At 70.9% G+C, this 17,545-nt stretch carries 19 protein-coding genes; 10 read left to right on the forward strand and 9 right to left on the reverse strand.

The annotated features are described in order from the left end of the window. Positions 1–67: 67 nt before the first annotated feature. Positions 68–2,476, reverse strand: coding sequence for an HAD-IC family P-type ATPase (locus ACFWWU_RS09415; RefSeq protein ID WP_384141377.1), 2,409 nt, complete (start codon positions 2,474–2,476; stop codon positions 68–70). A gap of 88 nt (positions 2,477–2,564) precedes the next feature. Next, entirely contained in the window at positions 2,565–2,888 is a 324-nt protein-coding gene (locus ACFWWU_RS09420; protein WP_384141380.1) for a DUF2530 domain-containing protein, read from the reverse strand. Positions 2,889–3,039: 151 nt separating this feature from the next. On the opposite strand from ACFWWU_RS09420, the gene ACFWWU_RS09425 reads away from it, so the two are divergent. Then, positions 3,040–4,485, forward strand: coding sequence for an NCS2 family permease (locus ACFWWU_RS09425; protein WP_384141383.1), 1,446 nt, complete (start codon positions 3,040–3,042; stop codon positions 4,483–4,485). On the opposite strand, the gene ACFWWU_RS09430 is transcribed toward ACFWWU_RS09425, so the two are convergent. Then, positions 4,455–4,730 (reverse strand): hypothetical protein, encoded by a 276-nt coding sequence (locus tag ACFWWU_RS09430; RefSeq protein WP_384141386.1) that lies wholly within the window; start codon positions 4,728–4,730, stop codon positions 4,455–4,457. The two genes, ACFWWU_RS09425 and ACFWWU_RS09430, sit on opposite strands and share 31 nt — an antisense overlap. Before the next feature lie 187 nt (positions 4,731–4,917). On the opposite strand from ACFWWU_RS09430, the gene ACFWWU_RS09435 reads away from it, so the two are divergent. After that, a complete protein-coding gene (locus tag ACFWWU_RS09435; protein ID WP_024759949.1) occupies positions 4,918–5,361 on the forward strand; it encodes a MarR family winged helix-turn-helix transcriptional regulator in 444 nt (147 codons plus the stop codon). A 28-nt stretch (positions 5,362–5,389) separates the two neighbouring features. Beyond that, positions 5,390–6,727, forward strand: a complete 1,338-nt coding sequence (locus ACFWWU_RS09440) for an MFS transporter (RefSeq protein WP_384141389.1) — start codon at positions 5,390–5,392, stop codon at positions 6,725–6,727. Between the two features lie 49 nt (positions 6,728–6,776). Here ACFWWU_RS09440 and ACFWWU_RS09445 read toward each other — a convergent pair whose 3' ends face one another. After that, positions 6,777–7,277, reverse strand: a complete 501-nt coding sequence (locus ACFWWU_RS09445; protein ID WP_384141392.1) for a GNAT family N-acetyltransferase — start codon at positions 7,275–7,277, stop codon at positions 6,777–6,779. 52 nt (positions 7,278–7,329) lie between these two features. Between ACFWWU_RS09445 and thpR the strand changes: the two genes are divergently transcribed. Continuing rightward, positions 7,330–7,938, forward strand: coding sequence for an RNA 2',3'-cyclic phosphodiesterase (gene thpR, locus ACFWWU_RS09450; RefSeq protein WP_384141395.1), 609 nt, complete (start codon positions 7,330–7,332; stop codon positions 7,936–7,938). A gap of 430 nt (positions 7,939–8,368) precedes the next feature. Further along, complete coding sequence (locus ACFWWU_RS09455; protein ID WP_384141398.1) at positions 8,369–9,358, forward strand: aldo/keto reductase; 990 nt, start codon at positions 8,369–8,371, stop codon at positions 9,356–9,358. A 30-nt stretch (positions 9,359–9,388) separates the two neighbouring features. Here the strand turns inward: ACFWWU_RS09455 and ACFWWU_RS09460 are convergent, their stop codons facing one another. Next, positions 9,389–9,982 (reverse strand): MarR family winged helix-turn-helix transcriptional regulator, encoded by a 594-nt coding sequence (locus tag ACFWWU_RS09460; RefSeq protein WP_384141401.1) that lies wholly within the window; start codon positions 9,980–9,982, stop codon positions 9,389–9,391. Between the two features lie 37 nt (positions 9,983–10,019). Between ACFWWU_RS09460 and ACFWWU_RS09465 the strand changes: the two genes are divergently transcribed. Then, entirely contained in the window at positions 10,020–10,439 is a 420-nt protein-coding gene (locus ACFWWU_RS09465) for a carboxymuconolactone decarboxylase family protein (RefSeq protein ID WP_384141404.1), read from the forward strand. A gap of 53 nt (positions 10,440–10,492) precedes the next feature. Here the strand turns inward: ACFWWU_RS09465 and ACFWWU_RS09470 are convergent, their stop codons facing one another. Together ACFWWU_RS09470 and ACFWWU_RS09475 are read right to left on the reverse strand one after the other, a co-directional pair. Beyond that, a complete protein-coding gene (locus ACFWWU_RS09470; protein WP_384141407.1) occupies positions 10,493–11,179 on the reverse strand; it encodes a GDSL-type esterase/lipase family protein in 687 nt (228 codons plus the stop codon). Between the two features lie 70 nt (positions 11,180–11,249). Next, on the reverse strand, positions 11,250–12,101 hold the full coding sequence (locus ACFWWU_RS09475; protein ID WP_384141410.1) for an alpha/beta fold hydrolase: 852 nt from the start codon (positions 12,099–12,101) through the stop codon (positions 11,250–11,252). Between the two features lie 71 nt (positions 12,102–12,172). Here ACFWWU_RS09475 and ACFWWU_RS09480 point away from each other — a divergent pair, with 71 nt between their 5' ends. Beyond that, positions 12,173–13,171 (forward strand): WD40 repeat domain-containing protein, encoded by a 999-nt coding sequence (locus ACFWWU_RS09480; protein WP_384141413.1) that lies wholly within the window; start codon positions 12,173–12,175, stop codon positions 13,169–13,171. A gap of 69 nt (positions 13,172–13,240) precedes the next feature. Further along, positions 13,241–13,606, forward strand: a complete 366-nt coding sequence (locus ACFWWU_RS09485; protein ID WP_384141416.1) for a hypothetical protein — start codon at positions 13,241–13,243, stop codon at positions 13,604–13,606. Here ACFWWU_RS09485 and ACFWWU_RS09490 read toward each other — a convergent pair. Beyond that, entirely contained in the window at positions 13,566–14,318 is a 753-nt protein-coding gene (locus tag ACFWWU_RS09490; protein ID WP_384141419.1) for a TetR/AcrR family transcriptional regulator, read from the reverse strand. The genes ACFWWU_RS09485 and ACFWWU_RS09490 overlap by 41 nt on opposite strands. Before the next feature lie 69 nt (positions 14,319–14,387). On the opposite strand from ACFWWU_RS09490, the gene ACFWWU_RS09495 reads away from it, so the two are divergent. Together ACFWWU_RS09495 and ACFWWU_RS09500 are read left to right on the forward strand one after the other, a co-directional pair. Then, positions 14,388–15,494, forward strand: a complete 1,107-nt coding sequence (locus ACFWWU_RS09495; protein WP_384141880.1) for an ATP-binding cassette domain-containing protein — start codon at positions 14,388–14,390, stop codon at positions 15,492–15,494. Then, positions 15,491–16,315: an ABC transporter permease gene (locus ACFWWU_RS09500; protein WP_384141423.1), complete on the forward strand. Its 825-nt coding sequence runs from the start codon at positions 15,491–15,493 to the stop codon at positions 16,313–16,315. The genes ACFWWU_RS09495 and ACFWWU_RS09500 overlap by 4 nt, the downstream gene beginning before the upstream one ends. 72 nt (positions 16,316–16,387) lie before the next feature. Here ACFWWU_RS09500 and serC read toward each other — a convergent pair whose 3' ends face one another. Beyond that, the gene (serC, locus tag ACFWWU_RS09505; protein ID WP_384141425.1) at positions 16,388–17,506 is read right to left on the reverse strand and encodes a phosphoserine transaminase; all 1,119 of its coding nucleotides are present in this window, start codon (positions 17,504–17,506) and stop codon (positions 16,388–16,390) included. Positions 17,507–17,545: the final 39 nt, after the last annotated feature.

Genomic DNA, 17,545 nt, shown 5'->3' on the forward strand with positions numbered 1-17,545 from the left:
GGTCACCCTAGCGGGGACTCGGGCGGCTCGGCAGGGACCTTGCCGCCGGGGCTCGGTCCGCCGGGGCTTATGCCGGGAACCTCCGGTCCACCCAGCGGTACGCCACCTCGAGGAGTGTCGCGCCTGCCGCCGCGATCACGACTGCCGCCCACGGCATCGTCGTGCCGACCAGTTTCAGGGCGAAGAAGTCCTGGAGCCAGGGGACGACGAGGACCAGGAGGAAGGCGCCGGCCATGGTGGCGACGAGGGTGATGCGCCACCAGGTGTAGGGGCGGGCGATGATCGCCAGGACCCACATGGAGACCAGGAAGAGCGTGAGGGTGGCCGCGCTGGTCTCCGCCTCCAGGGCGCCTTCGCCGCTGTAGTGGTGGCGGGCGAGGAGGTACGTGGTGAAGGTGCACGCCGCCGCGATGACGCCGCCGGGGATCGCGTACCGCATGACCCGGCGGACGAAGTTCGGCCTCGCGCGTTCCTTGTTGGGGGCGAGGGCGAGGAAGAAGGCCGGGACGCCGATCGTGAGGGTGGAGAGGAGGGTGAGGTGGCGGGGGAGGAAGGGGTACTCGACTTGGGAGCAGACGACGAGGACCGCGAGGAGGACCGAGTAGACCGTTTTGGTGAGGAAGAGGGTGGCTACGCGGGTGATGTTGCCGATTACTCGGCGGCCTTCCGCCACCACTGAGGGGAGCGTCGCGAAGGAGTTGTTCAGGAGGACGATCTGGGCGACGGCGCGGGTCGCTTCCGAGCCTGAGCCCATCGAGACGCCGATGTCCGCGTCCTTCAGGGCCAGGACGTCGTTGACGCCGTCGCCCGTCATCGCGACCGTGCGGCCGTGGGACTGGAGCGCCGCCACCATGTCCCGCTTCTGCTGCGGGCTGACCCGGCCGAAGACCGCGTTCTCGTCGAGGACCTTCGCCATTTCCTCGCGGTCCGTGGGGAGGGTGCGGGCGTCGACCGTGTTCTCGGCGCCGGGCATGTCCAGTTTTCCGGCCACCGCGCCGACCGAGACCGCGTTGTCGCCCGAGATGATCTTCGTGGCGACGTTCTGGTCGGCGAAGTAGGCGAGGGTGTCGGCGGCGTCCGGGCGCAGCCGCTGTTCCAGGACGACGAGGGCCGTCGGGCGGGCGTCGGTGGCGACCTCGGGGGCGTCGAGTTCGCGGGTCGTGCGGGCGAGGAGGAGGACCCTCAGGCCCTGTTCGTTGAGGTGGTCGATCTCCGTGAGGGTGGGGTCCTCCGGGGGGAGGAGGACGTCGGGGGCGCCCAGGAGCCAGGTGGAGTTCTCGCCGTTGCCTTCGCTGAACGCCGCGCCGCTGTACTTGCGCGCCGAGGAGAAGGGGAGCGACTCGGTGCAGCGCCAGTCCACCGAGTCCGGGTAGGCGTCGATGATCGCCTGGAGGGAGGCGTTCGGGCGGGGGTCCGATTCGCCGAGGGCGCCGAGGACCTTTCGTACGTACGCCTCGTCCGAGCCGCCCAATGGTCGGAGCTCCGTGACGTCCATGCCGCCTTCGGTGAGCGTGCCCGTCTTGTCGAGGCAGACGACGTCGACGCGGGCCAGGCCCTCGATGGCGGGGAGTTCCTGGACGAGGCACTGCTTGCGGCCGAGGCGGATCACGCCGATCGCGAAGGCCACGGAGGTGAGGAGCACGAGGCCCTCGGGGATCATCGGGACGATGCCGCCGACCGTGCGGGCGATCGAGTTCTTGAGGTCGTTGTCCTTCACGACGAGCTGGCTGATGATCAGCCCGATCGCGGTCGGGACCATCATCCACGTCACGTACTTGAGGATCGTGGAGATGCCGCTGCGCAGCTCGGAGTGGACGAGGGTGAAGCGGGAGGCCTCTTCGGCGAGCTGGGCCGCGTAGGCCTCGCGGCCGACCTTGGTGGCGGTGAACGCGCCGCCGCCGGCGACCACGAACGAGCCGGACATGACCGGGTCGCCGGGCTGTTTCACGACCGGGTCGGCCTCGCCGGTGAGGAGCGATTCGTCGATCTCCAGGCTGTCGGCCTCGGCGACGACGCCGTCGACGACGACCTTGTCGCCGGGGCCGAGCTCGATCAGGTCACCGAGGACGATCTCGGAGGTGGAGAGCTCGGCGGCGACCCCGTCGCGGCGGACGGTCGGTTTCGCCTCGCCGATGAGGGCGAGCCCGTCGAGGGTCTTCTTGGCGCGGAGCTCCTGGATGATGCCGATGCCGGTGTTCGCGATGATCACGAAGCCGAAGAGGCTGTCCTGGATCGGTGCGACGAAGAACATGATCACCCACAGCACGCCGATGATGGCGTTGAACCGGGTGAAGACGTTCGCGCGGACGATGTCGGTGGTCGAGCGGGAGCTGCGTACGGGTACGTCGTTGACCTCGCCGCGCGCGACCCGCTCGGCGACCTCGGCCGCGGTGAGCCCGGCCGGGCGGTGCACGACGGGCGGCTCCACCGCCTCGGTCTCGCCGCCGCCGGTGTCGATCTTCGCCCGCTGAGTCATGTTGTCGACGGTACGACCGGAATGGGTCGTTCACCTGCCGAGAAGGGCGAAGATCAGACCGGGGGAGGAGGCGAATGGTCCTCTGGCATTACGTGTGCGGGCGCGTCTCGGGGTCGGCGGAGTCCGCGGACTCTGCCGACGCCGACGCCGACGCCGCGGACTCCGCCGCCGCCTCGTGCCGCTTGATCGCCGCTTCGCGTCCCCGCACGTACCAAATGCCGATCAGGCCGAGCCCGCCACCCGCCAGGCAGGTCCACACCCACCAGGTCAGGTCCCGGTCGTCGAACCAGCCGTAGAAGGGGACCTGGACGAGGAACAGCGCGAACCAGAGGATCGTGCCGCCGGTGATGGTGGCGACGACGGGCCCTTCGAGGGGCTCGGGTGCCTCGTGCTTCGGTGTCCACTTCGCCATGGGACTCAGTCTAGGTGGCGGGAATTCGTATCTACGCGCGGAGATAGACGCTCGCTCGTTCATGTGTTCATACTGAAACGGTTTGCCTCTGGCGGGTTTCCCTCGTATGAACCGCCAAAAAAGGACTTCTTCCGAAGAGGAACCCCACCCCATGAGCACCACGGCCACCGCCACGGCCCCGTCCCCCGAGACCCCCGGGACTCCCGCCTCGGGCCTCGACCGCTACTTCCGGATCTCCGAGCGCGGGTCGACCGTCGCCCGCGAGGTCCGGGGCGGTTTCGCCACCTTCTTCGCGATGGCCTACATCATCGTGCTGAACCCGATCATCCTCGGCAGCGCCAAGGATATGTACGGGAACCAGCTCGACGGCGGCCAGCTCGTCACCGCGACCGTCCTCACGGCGGCGTTCTCGACGCTCCTCATGGGCGTCATCGGAAACGTCCCGATCGCGCTTGCGGCCGGCCTCGGCGTCAACACGGTCGTCGCGCTCCAGCTCGCGCCGAAGATGTCCTGGCCGGACGCCATGGGCATGGTCGTCCTCGCCGGCGTCGTCGTGATGCTGCTCGTCGCGACCGGTCTGCGCGAGCGCGTCATGAACGCCGTCCCGGTCGGCCTGCGCAAGGGCATCGCGATCGGCATCGGCCTCTTCATCATGCTCATCGGCCTCGTCGACTCGGGCTTCGTCTCCCGCATCCCCGACGCCGCGCACACCACCGTCCCGCTCCAGCTCGGCAGCGGCGGTCACCTCCTCGGCTGGCCGGTCCTCGTCTTCATCCTGGGCACCCTGCTCACCCTCGCCCTGATCATCCGCAAGGTGCCGGGCGCCATCCTGATCTCGATCGTCGCCATGACGATCGTGGCCATGGTGATCAACGCGGTCGCGACCGTCCCCTCCTGGGGCCTCACCACCCCGAAGTGGCCGGGCAACCCCGTCGCCTCGCCCGACTTCGGTCTGGTCGGCGAGGTCAGCCTCTTCGGCGGCTTCGAGAAGGTCGGTCTCCTGACCGGCGTCCTCTTCGTCTTCACCGTGCTGCTGTCCTGCTTCTTCGACGCGATGGGCACGATCCTCGGTGTCGGCGACGAGGCCAAGCTGATCGACAAGGACGGCAACTTCCCGGGCATCAACAAGGTCCTGCTCGTGGACGGCCTGGCCGTCGCCTCCGGCGGCGCGACCTCGTCCTCCGCCACCACCTGCTTCGTGGAGTCCACGGCGGGCGTCGGCGAGGGCGCGCGGACGGGTCTCGCCTCGGTCGTGACCGGCGGACTCTTCTCGATCGCGCTGTTCCTGACGCCGCTGGCGACGATGGTCCCCTCGCAGGCGGCCACGCCCGCGCTGCTCGCGGTCGGCTTCCTGATCATGGCCGGCTCGGTCAAGGACATCGACTGGAGCGACTTCACCATCGCGGTGCCGGCGTTCCTGGCGATGCTGATGATGCCGTTCACGTACTCGATCACGAACGGCATCGGCTTCGGCTTCATCGCGTTCAGCGTGCTGCGCCTGGCGGTCGGCCGGGGCCGTGAGGTCCCGGCGGCCATGTACGTCGTGTCGGCGGTCTTCGTCTTCTACTACGCGATGCCGGCGCTCGGCCTCACGTGATCCTCGGGCGAGGGCGCGGCTGACGGAGGCACCGACGCCGCCGCCACCTCGGCGCAAGGCTCCGGCTCCGACCCGTAGAACCTCTCCGTCTCGTCGACGGCGGTCTTGAACCGCTCGTCGAAATCCTCCCGAATGAGCGTCCGGACGACATAGTCCTGGACGCTCATTCCTCTTTTCGCGGCGTGGCTCCTGAGCCGGTCGAGCAGCTCACCGTCGATACGCAGGCTGAGCACTGTCGATCCCATGTCGTTCAGGGTCGGGGCATGCGGTGCCTCTTTGCGTCACTTTCCGGATCCGACTCACTCGTTTGGGTGATACATGGGTGCCGAAGTGTGATCTGTCGGCAAGGGGGTGCCCCCTCTCGTGTGATCCACGCGACGTCGGCGCGTCCCGGTTGGTATTTAGGAAGAGTAATGAGTTAGGCTAACGAACATGCCAGACCTGTCCCACGGCACAGCCGACGACGCCGCGGCCGTGAATGCGCTCCGCTCCTCCGTCATGCGACTGAGCCGACGACTCAAGCACCAGCGCGTCGACGAGTCGCTGAGCCCCACCGAGATGTCGGTGCTCGGCACCCTCAAGCTCTGCGGCTCGGCCACCCCCGGTGAGCTGGCCCGCAAGGAGCACGTCCAGCCGCCGTCGATGACCCGCATCGTCGCGCTGCTCGAAGCCAAGGGACTGGTCCGGCTGGAGCCGCACCCCGACGACCGCCGGCAGAAGGTGGTCCGCCAGACCGAGACGGCCGAGGCCATGCTCGAAGAGTCCCGCCGCAAGCGGAACGCCTGGCTGGCCACCCTCGCCGAGGGTCTGGACGAGGACGAATGGGCCAAGCTGCGCGCCGCCGCCCCGGTCCTGGAGAAGCTCGCACACCTCTAGAACCCCCAGCCGAGGAGGCGAACGCACTTTGAGTACGGGACCCGGAGCAGACTCCGCACCCGTCCATCGACCCACCCTCAAGACCCGCGGGCGGGGGGAAACCTTCTCCTCGCTCAGAATCCGCAACTACCGGCTGTTCTTCACCGGAGCGATCGTCTCCAACACCGGTACGTGGATGGCCCGCATCACCCAGGACTGGCTGGTCCTGAGCCTCACCGGCTCGGCCGCCGCCGTCGGCATCACCACGGCCCTGCAGTTCCTGCCGATGCTGCTCTTCGGGCTGTACGGCGGTGTCATCGCCGACCGCTACCCGAAGCGCACCCTGCTCCTCTTCAGCCAGGCCGCCCTCGGCCTCTGCGGTCTCGCGCTCGCCGTCCTCACGCTCTCCGGCTCCATCCAGGTCTGGCACGTCTACCTGATCGCCTTCCTCCTCGGCATGGTGACCGTCGTCGACAACCCGGCCCGGCAGGCCTACGTCGCCGAGATGGTCGGCCCCGAGCACCTGCGCAACGCCGTCTCCCTGAACTCGGCGAACTTCCAGTCCGCGCGGCTCGTCGGCCCCGCCGTCGCCGGCGTGCTGATCGCCGGAGTCGGCAGCGGCTGGGCGTTCCTCCTCAACGGCCTCTCCTTCCTCGCGCCCCTCGTGAGCCTCCTGCTCATGCGGACGAGCGAGCTCCACAAGGTGGAGCGCGCCCCGCGCGGCAAGGGCCAGCTGCGGGAGGGCCTGCGGTACGTGGCCGGGCGACCGGACCTGATCTGGCCGATCGTCCTCGTGGGCTTCATCGGCACCTTCGGGTTCAACTTCCCGATCTGGCTGACGGCCTTCTCGGAGGAGGTCTTCCACGTCGGCGCCGGTACGTACGGCTTCCTCAACACCCTGATGGCGGCCGGCTCCCTCGTGGGCGCCCTCGCCGCGGCCCGCCGGGGCTCGACCCGGCTGCGGATGCTGGTCGTCGCGGCGGCGGTCTTCGGCGTCCTGGAGATCGCGGCGGCGCTGTCGCCGACGTTCTGGCTGTTCGCGCTGCTGCTCGTGCCGATCGGCATGATCGGCCTCACGGTCAACATCACGGCGAACTCGGCCGTCCAGATGGCGACCGACCCGGCCATGCGGGGCCGGGTGATGAGCCTCTACATGATGGTCTTCGCCGGCGGCACCCCGATCGGGGCCCCGCTCCTCGGCTGGGTGACCGACACGTACGGCGCCCGCGTCGGCTTCGCCACGGGCGGCGTGATCTCCCTGGCCGCGGCCGGCGTCATCGGCCTGATCCTGGCGAAGGTCGGCGGCCTGAAGATGGCCTTCGGCTGGCGCCACGGCCACCCGCAGGTGCGTTTCGTGGCACGCGAGCGGCTGGTGACGGCCGCCTGACGGTACGCGTACGGGGGCGCCGCCGACGCCCCCGTACCCCTGCCGCTCCTCAGACCCGGCGCTCCAGGATCTGCCCCTGCCACTCGCCCACCGCGAAGGGGTCGGTCCGGGTGAAGCCCTGTCCCTCGTAGTACGCGACGAGCCGCCCCTCGCTGCCCGCGAAGCAGTCCACCCGCAGCAGCGACACCCCCTGCCGCCGGGTCTCCTCCGCCGCGTGGGCGAGGAGCGCCGCCCCCACCCCGTGCCCGTGGAACCGCGCGTCGGTCGCCAGCAGGCGCACGTACACCTCGGGCTCGTCCGCCGGCGGCACGTGCTTGCCCGGGTGCGGCGTCAGCGTCATCGTGCCCGCCGGTACGCCGTCGATCTCGGCGATCCACGGATCGCCCTCGGTCAGGGTGTCCTCGACCTGCTGCACCGCCGCGGCGCGGGCCGAGAACGGCTCCGTGCCCCACTGGGCGGTGATCCCCCTGCCGTTGAGCCACACCACGGCGCTGTCCAGCACTGCGAGTATCGCGGGGAGGTCCTCCACCCCGCCCTTTCGGATCTTCATCCCGCAGAGGCTAGCCTCCCGGCCCGGCCTCCCGGGCTGCCAGACTCTCCCCATGAGGCTTTTCGCCGCCGTCCTGCCGCCTGCGGAGCAGCTGGACGAGCTCGGACACGTCACGGATCGACTGCACCGGCTGCCCGGGGCCGACGGGCTGCGCTGGACCTCGCGGCCCGGCTGGCACCTCACGCTCGCCTTCATGGGCGAGGTCGACGAGGAGCTGCTGCCCGAGCTGCGGGTCAGGCTCGCCCGGGCCGCGCACCGCACCCCGCCGTTCCCGCTGCGCCTTCACGGCGGCGGGCACTTCGGACGCCGTGCCCTGTGGACGGGCGTCGCCGGGGACCTGGACGAGCTGCGGCTGCTCGCCGAGCGGGCCGACGCCGCCGCGCGCCGGGCCGGGGTCGCGATGGAGGAGCACCGCCGCTACCAGGCCCATCTGACGCTCGCCCGCGCGCGGACGGACGAGGTCGATCTCCCTCCGTTCCTCGACGAGCTCCACGCCTTCGAGGGCCGCCGCTGGCAGGTGGCCGAGCTGGCGCTGGTCCGCTCGAACCTGCCGGTGAGCGGGGTGGCGGGCGAGCAGCCCCGGTACGAGAAGCTCGACGGCTGGCCGCTGGAAGGGGGAGGAGCGGGAGCCGGGGAAGGGCGGGGCGGGCAGTCGGGTTAACCTCGATGCGTGGACCCGAAGACCCGTAACCGAATCATGGCCGGCGTGCTCGTACTGATGTTCGCGATCATCGCGGTGGCGGCGGTCACCGGGCAGTAGGCACCTCGGCAGGACCGTCGGCAGCGGCGTCCCCTCGCTGGAGCGATGGCGGCCCGCCCCCGCCGCGCGCGTCGGTGTCCGCACGGAGAGCGGGAGTCACTGCTTGATCTCCTGCTTGCGGACGAGGCAGGTCGAGCCCTTCCCCGGCGGGCGGGGTGAAGGCAGGGGGCCGCCGTCGGTGTTGCCGGTGAGCCGTGTGAGTTCTTCGCGCGCCATGCCCAACTCCCTCTTGTCACGAACCGCCGCCGCAAGTCTCCGGCAAACGCCGTCGCTTGAAGTCGGCGAAGCCACTCTTGCTTGGAGTGGGCTCGAAGCAGTTGGCTTGTGCCTCATGAAGTACACGCAGCTCGGACGTACTGGACTCAAGGTCAGCCGACTCGTCCTCGGCACGATGAACTTCGGTCCACAGACAGACGAACCGACCAGTCACGGCATCCTGGACGCCGCACTCGACGCAGGTCTGAACTTCGTGGACACCGCCAACGTGTATGGGTGGGCCGAGAACAAGGGGCGGACGGAGTCGATCATCGGCTCCTGGTTCGCCCAGGGCGGTGGCCGCCGCGACAAGACCGTCCTCGCCACCAAGGTGTACGCGAACATGGCGGCCGACGGCGACGCCTGGCCCAACCACGACAAGCTCTCGGCGCTCAACATCCGCCGCGCGGTGGACGCCAGCCTCAAGCGGCTCGGCACCGACTACATCGACGTCTACCAGTTCCACCACATCGACCGGTCGACCCCCTTCGAGGAGATCTGGCAGGCCGTCGACGTCCTGATCCAGCAGGGCAAGGTGCTCTACGCGGGCTCCTCGAACTTCCCCGGCTACAAGATCGCCCAGGCCAACGAGACCGCGGCCCGGCGCGGCTCGGTCGGCCTCGTCAGCGAGCAGTGCCTCTACAACCTCTTCGAGCGGCGCGCCGAGATGGAGGTGATCCCGGCCGCGCAGGAGTACGGGCTCGGGGTCATCCCGTGGTCGCCGCTCCACGGCGGCCTGCTCGGCGGGGTCCTGAAGAAGGAGGAACAGGGCAAGCGCCGCACCGAGGGGCGCGCGGCGGCGACGCTCGCCGACCCGGCGGCGCGGGCGCGGCTCCAGGCCTACGAGGACCTGCTCGACAAGCACGGCCTGGAGCCGGGCGAGACGGCCCTCGCGTGGCTGCTCACCCGCCCGGGCGTGACGGGTCCGATCGTCGGCCCGCGCACGCCGGAGCAGCTGACGAGCGCGCTGCGTGCCCTGGAGGTGGAGCTGAGCGAGGAGGTCCTGGCAGCGCTGGACGAGATCTTCCCGGGCCCGGGTCCGTCGCCGGAGGCCTTCGCCTGGTGATGGCCCGGTTCGCCGGGTGATGCCCCGGTTCTAAGGGGCGCCGAGCCAGCTCGTGGCGTCCAGGCGGAACGCCGTCTCCGCGGGGACGACGTTCCGCAGGGCCGTCTCGACGTCGCGGACGCGGTCCGCGCCGAGGGCCGCGACCCACTCCGCCCGCAGTGCGTCGAAGATCGCGGCGGAGCGGGCGAGGGCGTCGCGGCCGCGCGGGGTGAGGCGGACGAGTTTGCGGCGCGCGTCGGCGGGGTCGTCGGCGCGTTCCGCGTAGCCGAGGGTGAGGAGCCGGTCGACGGTCTTGCCGGCGGCCTGCTTGGAGACGCCGAGGCGCCGCCCGATGTCGCTGGCGGTGGCGCCCCCGGTGGCGCCCCCCGCGCCGATGGCCTGCAGGGCGAAGCCGTGGGCGGGGCGGAGGTCGGGGTGGCCCTCGGCGGCGAGACGGGCGTGGAGCCGGTCGATGAGGGTGCGGAAGCCGCCGAAGAGGAGCAGGGGCAGCTCGTAACCCGGGCCGGGTGCCCCTGGGGATTCCGAGGCTTCCGAGGCATCCGTGGATTCGGTGGATTCCGTGGATTCCCCCTTGCCCTGATCGACAACCTGGTTTACGTTCTCTCCATCGACATGGTCAACCATGTTGTCCATTCTAGGTCACCCTCGCATCGGAGACACCTTGCCCGCAGACCTTTCCGCCCGTACCGCCGACGCCGTCGCCCTCCTCAAGGAGTCGCCGGAGACCCTGAACGGCTTCCTCAAGCTCAGCGAGATCTTCGAGTCCACGACGCTCGACCCGCACTCCCGCGAGACCGTGATCCTGACCGTCGCCGCCCGCAACCAGTGCCACCTGTGCGTCGACATGCACGAGGCCAAGATGGCCTCCCTCGACCCGGAGAGCGCCCCCGCACCCGAACGCCTCGCCGCCGTCCGCCTCTTCACCCTCCAGGTGCTCGCCTCCTCGGGCGCCGTCAGCGACGAGGAGCTCGCGGCCTTCGCGTCCCACGGTTACACCCGCCGCAACGCCCTGGAGGTCGTCCTCGGCATCGGTGCGTACACGGTCTCGACGTTCGCGAACCGCCTCACCCGCGCCGCGTGACCCCCGGGTCCCGGGAGCCTCGGCTCAGCTCCCGGTGATCTTCCACGATGACCTCAGAGCGGGTAGGGGCCGCCCAGGCCCCAGGCCTGGTGCATCGCCGTGGCGAACGCCGCGGCCAGCTTGTGTTCGCCGGTCACCCCCGGGTGGGTGCCGTCGTAGGTGTCCGCGTGGATGTCGTACGACTCCGGGATCGCCGCCAGGAGGAGCGGCGAGGCCGCCGTGTCCAGGTCGGCGACCGCCTTCGCGAGGAGCTCGTTGAAGCGCTCGCACTCGGCGGCGAAGGGCGCGTCGTACTCGGCGCGGACGTTCGGTATGACCGGCAGCAGGACGGCCCGCACCCGCGGGTTCGCGGCGCGGGCCCCCGCGACGAACGCGCGGACGTTCTCCGCGGTCTGGTCGCTGTTCGTGTAGAAGCCGAGGTCGATCAGGCCGAGGGAGATCAGCAGGACGTCCGCCCCCGTGGCCGTGACCGTCTCGCCGATCACGGGCGCCATGTGCAGCCAGCCCTCGCCCCAGCCGGCCAGATGGCGCCGGGCGGGGGCGGGGAAGGCGGGGTCGGCGTAGGCGTCGACGCCGTCGGGGTCGTCGGCCGCCGTCGGGTCGTAGAGCCCGGTGCGCGGGCCGACGATCTCGTACCCGCCCGGAAGCGTCGCCTCCAGGTGCTGCCACATCCGGTGGCGCCAGGTCCAGTCGCCGACGCGTCCGATGGTCATGCTGTCGCCGACGAACAGAAAGCGCATGGTCACATCATCGCGGACCCCTCCCCGGGGCGGCGACGTGATCCCGGACACGGACGGCCGGGCAGCCGTCCTACGCGAGGAACGTGTCGACCGTCTTCGTGAACCACCGCTCGTCGTCGTGCCACGGGTAGTGCCCGCCTCCGGCCAGGACCGCGAGCGTGGCCTTCGGGAACAGCTCCGCGTACGCGGTGGCCGTCGGCACCGGCGTGTTCGCGTCGCCCTCCCCGGCGACGACGAGCACCGGACGCCCGAACTCCGCGAACGCGGCGCGCGTGGCCGCCGGTTGGAAGGCGCCCTCGCTCCCGTAGACCCCCGCTGCCTCGCCGTTCCGCTGCCGGTGGCTCTCGGCGTGCCGCTCGCGCGCCGCCTCGTCCCACGTCCCGTGGAAGAAGGGGGCGACCGCCTGGAAGGTCTCGGCCGACCCGCGCCCCGCCGTGAGCTCCTCCAGGGCCGCGTACGCCGGGCCGAACCACGGCTCGGCGCTCCGCAGCCGCGCCGCCGCGAGCCGCTCCTCGCCGCTCGTGTCGAGCGCGACCGCCGCCGTGCCCGGGGTCACGAGGACCAGCCGGGCCACCCGCTCCGGATGCGCGGCCGTGTACAGGGCGGCCAGGTTCGCGCCCGCCGAGTGCCCGAGGAGGTCGACGGTGTCGAGCCCGAGCTCGATCCGCAGCGCCTCGACGTCCTCGACGAGCCGGTCGCAGCGGTACGAGGCCGGGTCGTCCGGCGCCGCCGACGCGCCCGTGCCCCGCAGGTCGAGCCGGATCAGCGTCCGGAAGGCGGTGAGCCCGCCCAGGTCCCCGAGGTAGTCGGAGTCCTGCATCGGACCACCGGGCAGGCAGAGCAGTGGGGCACCGGAACCGGGGAAGGAGCCGGAGACGTGGTACGTGAGTGCCGTGCCGTCGGGCGCGGTGAAAGTGGGCATGCGCGTGACCATGACAGCGGCTTCCTCGCTGGTCAAGCGGGTTTCCCCGGGGCCGTGGCAGGCTTGAGGGCATGCGAACTGCTCTGTGCGCCCTCGGCGCGGCGGCGGCCCTTGCGCTGCTCCCCGCCGGTCCTGCCCGTGCCGAAGGGCAGGACCCCGACCGGGACTTCACGATCTCGGACCCCCGGATCACCGAGTCCAGCGGTCTCGCGGCGAGCCGGGCCCACCCCGGGATCTACTGGACGCACAACGACCAGGACGCGCCCCTGATCTACGGCATCGACTCCCGTACGGGCGAGACCGTCGCGACCCTGACTATGGAGGGCGTCGGCACCCCCCGGGACATGGAGGCGATCGCCGTCGGCCCGGACGGCGACATCTACGTCGGCGACATCGGCGACAACCTCGACGGCTCCTGGGACCACGTCTGGATCTACCGCTTCCCCGAGCCGAAGGCGCTCAAGGACCAGAAGGTGTCGGCGAAGCAGTACGTCGTGAAGTACGCCGACGGGCCGCGCAACGCCGAGGCCCTGATGGTCCATCCGAAGACCGGCCGGGTGTACATCGCGAGCAAGAACCAGGACGGCGGCGGCCTGTACGCGGGCCCCGAGCGGCTCTCCTCGTCGGGCACGAACACCTTCCGGCGCGTCGACGAGGTGTCGTGGGTGACCGACGGCGCCTTCTCCCCGGACGGTGAACGGCTCGTCCTGCGCGGCTACTTCGGCGCGAAGGAGCACGCGTGGAAGGACGGACGCCTCGGCGACGGGGGTACGGGCGTCGGCGCCCCCTTCCAGGGGCAGGCGGAGTCGGTGACGTACACGACGGACGGCTCGGCGTTCATGTTCGGCTCGGAGGGTGTGAACAGCAAGGTGGTGCGGGTGGACCGGGAGACGGGCGGCGGGCCCTCCGCCACCCCGTCCGACGGGCCCTCCTCACAGACCCCCGGTGCACCGAAGTCCCCGTCGGCGCAGGACCAGGGCGGCGGCCAGGGGAGCGCGACCACCGGCTTCCTGGTCCTCGCGGGAGCCACCGTCCTCGTCCTCTGCTTCAAGCGTCTGCTGCGCCGCTGACCCGGGCGCGCGAGACTGGAAGGAGACCGGAGAACCGGAGACCGGGACCGGAGCGGCCGTGGAGGAATCATGACGGCAACCACCCGAGAGACCACCCCCGTCGCCCTGGAGGGCGGTGGCGTGGAGCTGCGCATGACGGAGGCCGGGGGCGGCATGAGCGCCGCGTTCATCCACCTTCCCGCAGGCACCGACATGGGGCCGGCGCTGAAGGGCCTCGAAGGCGATCTGTGCCAGTGTCCCCACTGGGGGTACCTCTTCAAGGGGCGCATCAGGATGCGGACCGCCTCGGGCGAGGAGATCTACGAGGCCGGGCAGGCCTACTACTGGGGCCCCGGCCATGCCCCCGAGGCCCTTGAGGACGTCGACGTGGTGGAGTTCTCGCCGACCGACCAGTTCACCGCGGTGATCGATCACGTGAAGGCGCAGATGGGTTGACCAGGGCCTCGAAACCGTCCAGGAGGCGGGCGAGGCCGAAGGCGAAGTGGTCGACGTCCCGGGAGAAGGTGTCGGCGGCGAGCGCCGCCATCATCGGGTAGTCGCCGGAGGCCATCGCCCGCTCCAGATACGGCTGTTGGGTGCGCCAGAACTCCTCGTCGTCGACGCCGGTCTCCTTCGCCGCCTCGACGGCCTGGATCTCCATGCGCGCGATCCCCGCCGCGAAGCCCTGCACGGTGATGATGACCGAGATGGTCTCGGGGTCGCTCAGCCCCATGCCGTGCGGCCCCTTGAGCCCCGACAGGGAGAGCTCCAGGCCCCGCAGCGCGCTCGGGCCGAGGACGGAGCGGGCCTCGTTGACCTTCAGCAGCCAGGGGTGGGCCCGGTAGAGGTCGATGGTGGTTCGGGCCAGCGCCGTGACGGTGTCGCGCCAGTGGGAGGGGGGCGTCGGGGCGTCGTCGAAGGACTCGCCCTGGACGCGGTCGAGCATCAGGGCGAGGAGCTCGGTCTTGCCGGGGACGTACCGGTAGAGCGACATCGTGCCGACGCCGAGCTCGCCCGCCACCCGCCGCATCGAGACGGCGTCGAGCCCCTCGGCGTCGGCGATGCCGACCGCCGTCGTCACGATCCGTTCGAGGGTGAGGCCCGGCTTGGGGCCGCGGCTGGGTCGGTCGCTCGTGCCCCAGAGGAGGTCGAGGCTGCTCGTCGTCATGCCGCCACTCTAGAACTGAGTACGGTGTACTCTAAATTGAGTACGGTGTACTCAGAACTGGAGGCTTCCATGCCCGACCGCGCCGAGCACCCCCCATACGCCGCCGAACACGCCGAACACGCCGTCCTCGCGGAAGGGCTGCGCAAGAGGTACGGGAAGAACGGGAGGAACGGGAGAAAGGGCGATGCCACCCACGCCCTCGACGGCTTCGACCTCGCCGTCCGCGCCGGCACCGTCCACGGCCTCCTCGGCCCCAACGGCGCGGGCAAGACCACCGCCGTCCGCATCCTCGCCACCCTCCTGAAGGCCGACGGCGGCCACGCCCGGGTCGCCGGGATCGACGTGGCCCGCGACCCGCGCGCCGTCCGCGCCCGCATCGGACTCGTCGGCCAGTACGCCGCTGTCGACGAGGGCCTCACCGGCCGCCAGAACCTCGAACTCTTCGGCAGGCTCTTCCACCTCGGCGCCCGCCGCGCCCGCACCCGCGCCGCCGAACTCCTCGACCGCTTCGGCCTCACCGAGGCCGCCGACAAGGGCGCCGGCCAGTACAGCGGAGGCATGCGCCGCCGCCTCGACCTCGCCGCCTCGATGGTCCTCGCCCCCGCCGTCCTCTTCCTCGACGAACCGACCACCGGCCTCGACCCGCGTGCCCGGGGCGAGGTCTGGGGCGCCGTACGCACGCTCGTCGCGGGCGGCACGACCGTCCTCCTCACCACCCAGTACCTCGACGAGGCCGACCGGCTCGCCTCCCGGATCACCGTCATGGACCGGGGCCGGGCCATCGCCGACGACACCCCCGACGGTCTCAAGGACCGCGTCGGCGGCGACCGCGTCGAGGTCGTCGTCGCCGAGCACGCCGACCTCCCCGCCGCCCGCGCGATCCTCGCCAGGGTCGCCGGCGCCGAGCCCCGCACCGACCAGGCCGAGCGGCGCGTCCACGCCCCTGTCACCGATCGCGTCGCCGCCCTGACCGAGGTCGCCCGAACCCTCCAGCGGGAGCGGATCACCGTGGAGGACCTGGCACTGCGCCGCCCCGCCCTGGACGACGTCTTCCTCCGCCTCACCGGCCAGGAGGCCGGCGCGGCTCAGGAGGCCGCCGCAGGTCAGGAGCTCACCGCAGGTCAGGAGCTCACCGCGGCTCAGGAGGCCGCCGCAGGTCAGGAGGCCGCCGCGTGAGTGCCTCCGTCACCACCCCGGACACCTTCGGCGGCCGGGCCCGCTGGGCTGTCGTCGACTGCTGGACCCTCGTCCGCCGCACCCTGCTCAACTACCGGCGCCAGCCGATCGCGATCGTCTGGCAGCTCGGCTTCCCCATCGTCTCCGTCCTCCTCTACGGATTCGTCTTCGGCAGCGCGATGCTCGTGCCCGGAGGCGGTGACTACCGCGAGTTCCTGATGCCCGGCATGTTCACGATGACCATGGCCTTCGGCCTCATGAACACCGCGACGGCCGTCGTCTCCGACAGCGGCAAGGGGGTCGTGGACCGCTTCCGTTCCATGCCGATGGCCCCGTCCGCCGTCGCCACCGGCCGGGGCGTCTCCGACCTACTGATCGCCGCCGCCGAACTCGCCATCCTCGCCGCCACCGCCCTCGCCATCGGCTGGACGTCGGACGGCGGCCCCGGCCCGACCCTCCTCGGCTTCGGCCTGCTCCTGCTCCTGCGCTTCAGCCTGATCTGGGTGGGCGTGTGGTGCGGCCTGATGGTGCCGAACACGGAGGCCGCCGGGGCGCTGTACGCCGTGATCTTCCCGGTCACGATGATCTCCAGCGTGTACGTGGCGCCGTCCCTGATGCCCTCCTGGCTCGGGCCCGTCGCCGCCTGGAACCCGATCTCGTCCACGGTCACCGCCACCCGCGAGCTCTTCGGCAACCCGGGCGCGGGCGGCGGCACCTGGGTCGAACAGCACGCCGTCCTGATGGCCTTCGCCTGGCCGCTCGCGCTCACGGCGGTCTTCCTGCCGCTGGCGGTCCGCCGCTACCAGGCGCTCAGCAGGTGACGTGACGAGCGAGATGACGCACGAGGGCCCGGCGTCGGAGATCTCCGACGCCGGGCCCTTCCGTGCGGAAGATCAGAGCTTCTCGATCACGTAGTCGATGCAGGCCGTGAGCGCCCGCACGTCCGCCGGGTCGATCGCCGGGAACATCGCGACCCGCAGCTGGTTGCGGCCCAGCTTGCGGTACGGCTCGGTGTCCACGATCCCGTTGGCGCGCAGCACCTTCGCGACCGCCGCCGCGTCGATCTCGTCCGCGAAGTCGATCGTGCCGATGACCTGCGAGCGCTTCGCCGCGTCCGTCACGAACGGCGACGCGTACTTGGACTCCTCGGCCCAGCCGTACAGCGCGTCCGAGGACTCCTTCGTCCGGGCCACGGCCCAGTCGAGACCGCCCTGGCCGTTGATCCACTTCAGCTGCTCGTTGAGCAGGAAGAGGGTCGAGAGCGCCGGCGTGTTGTACGTCTGGTTCTTCAGCGAGTTGTCGATCGCCGTCGGCAGCGAGAAGAACTCGGGGATGTGCCGACCGGACTCGTGGATCTTCTTCGCCCGCTCCAGGGCGGCCGGGGAGAAGGCCGCGAGCCACAGACCGCCCTCGGCGGCGAAGGACTTCTGCGGGGCGAAGTAGTAGACGTCCGACTCGGTGATGTCGACGGGCAGACCGCCCGCGCCCGAGGTCGCGTCGACCAGGACGAGCGCGCCCTCGTCGGCACCGGCGACCCGCTTGATCGGGGCGGCGACACCGGTGGAGGTCTCGTTGTGGGTGTACGCGTAGACGTCGACGCCCGCCTCGGCCACCGGCTCCGGGTGCGTGCCCGGGTCGGAGGAGATCACGGTCGGCTCGGCAAGCCAGGGAGCCAGCTTGGCGGCCTTCGCGAACTTGGAGGAGAACTCGCCGAAGGTGAGGTGCTGCGACTTGTTCTCGATCAGACCGTGGGTCGCGATGTCCCAGAAGGCGGTGGAGCCGCCGTTGCCCAGGATCACCTCGTAGCCCTCGGGCAGCGAGAAGAGGTCGGAGACGCCGGCACGCACTTCGCCGACCAGGTTCTTGACCGGAGCCTGGCGGTGGGACGTGCCGAGGAGAGAGGTGCCGGTCGCGGCCAGGGCGTCCAGCGCCTCCGTACGCACCTTGGAGGGGCCCGCGCCGAAACGGCCGTCGGCGGGCTTGATGTCAGCGGGAATCTGGATCTCAGCCACGAGGCGGAGAGTATCGGTTCGGGAAGGCGCCGGTCGCGG

Origin of the sequence: Streptomyces sp. NPDC058650 (assembly GCF_042717315.1) — a bacterium.
In the GTDB taxonomy this organism is placed as follows: Bacteria; Actinomycetota; Actinomycetes; order Streptomycetales; family Streptomycetaceae; genus Streptomyces.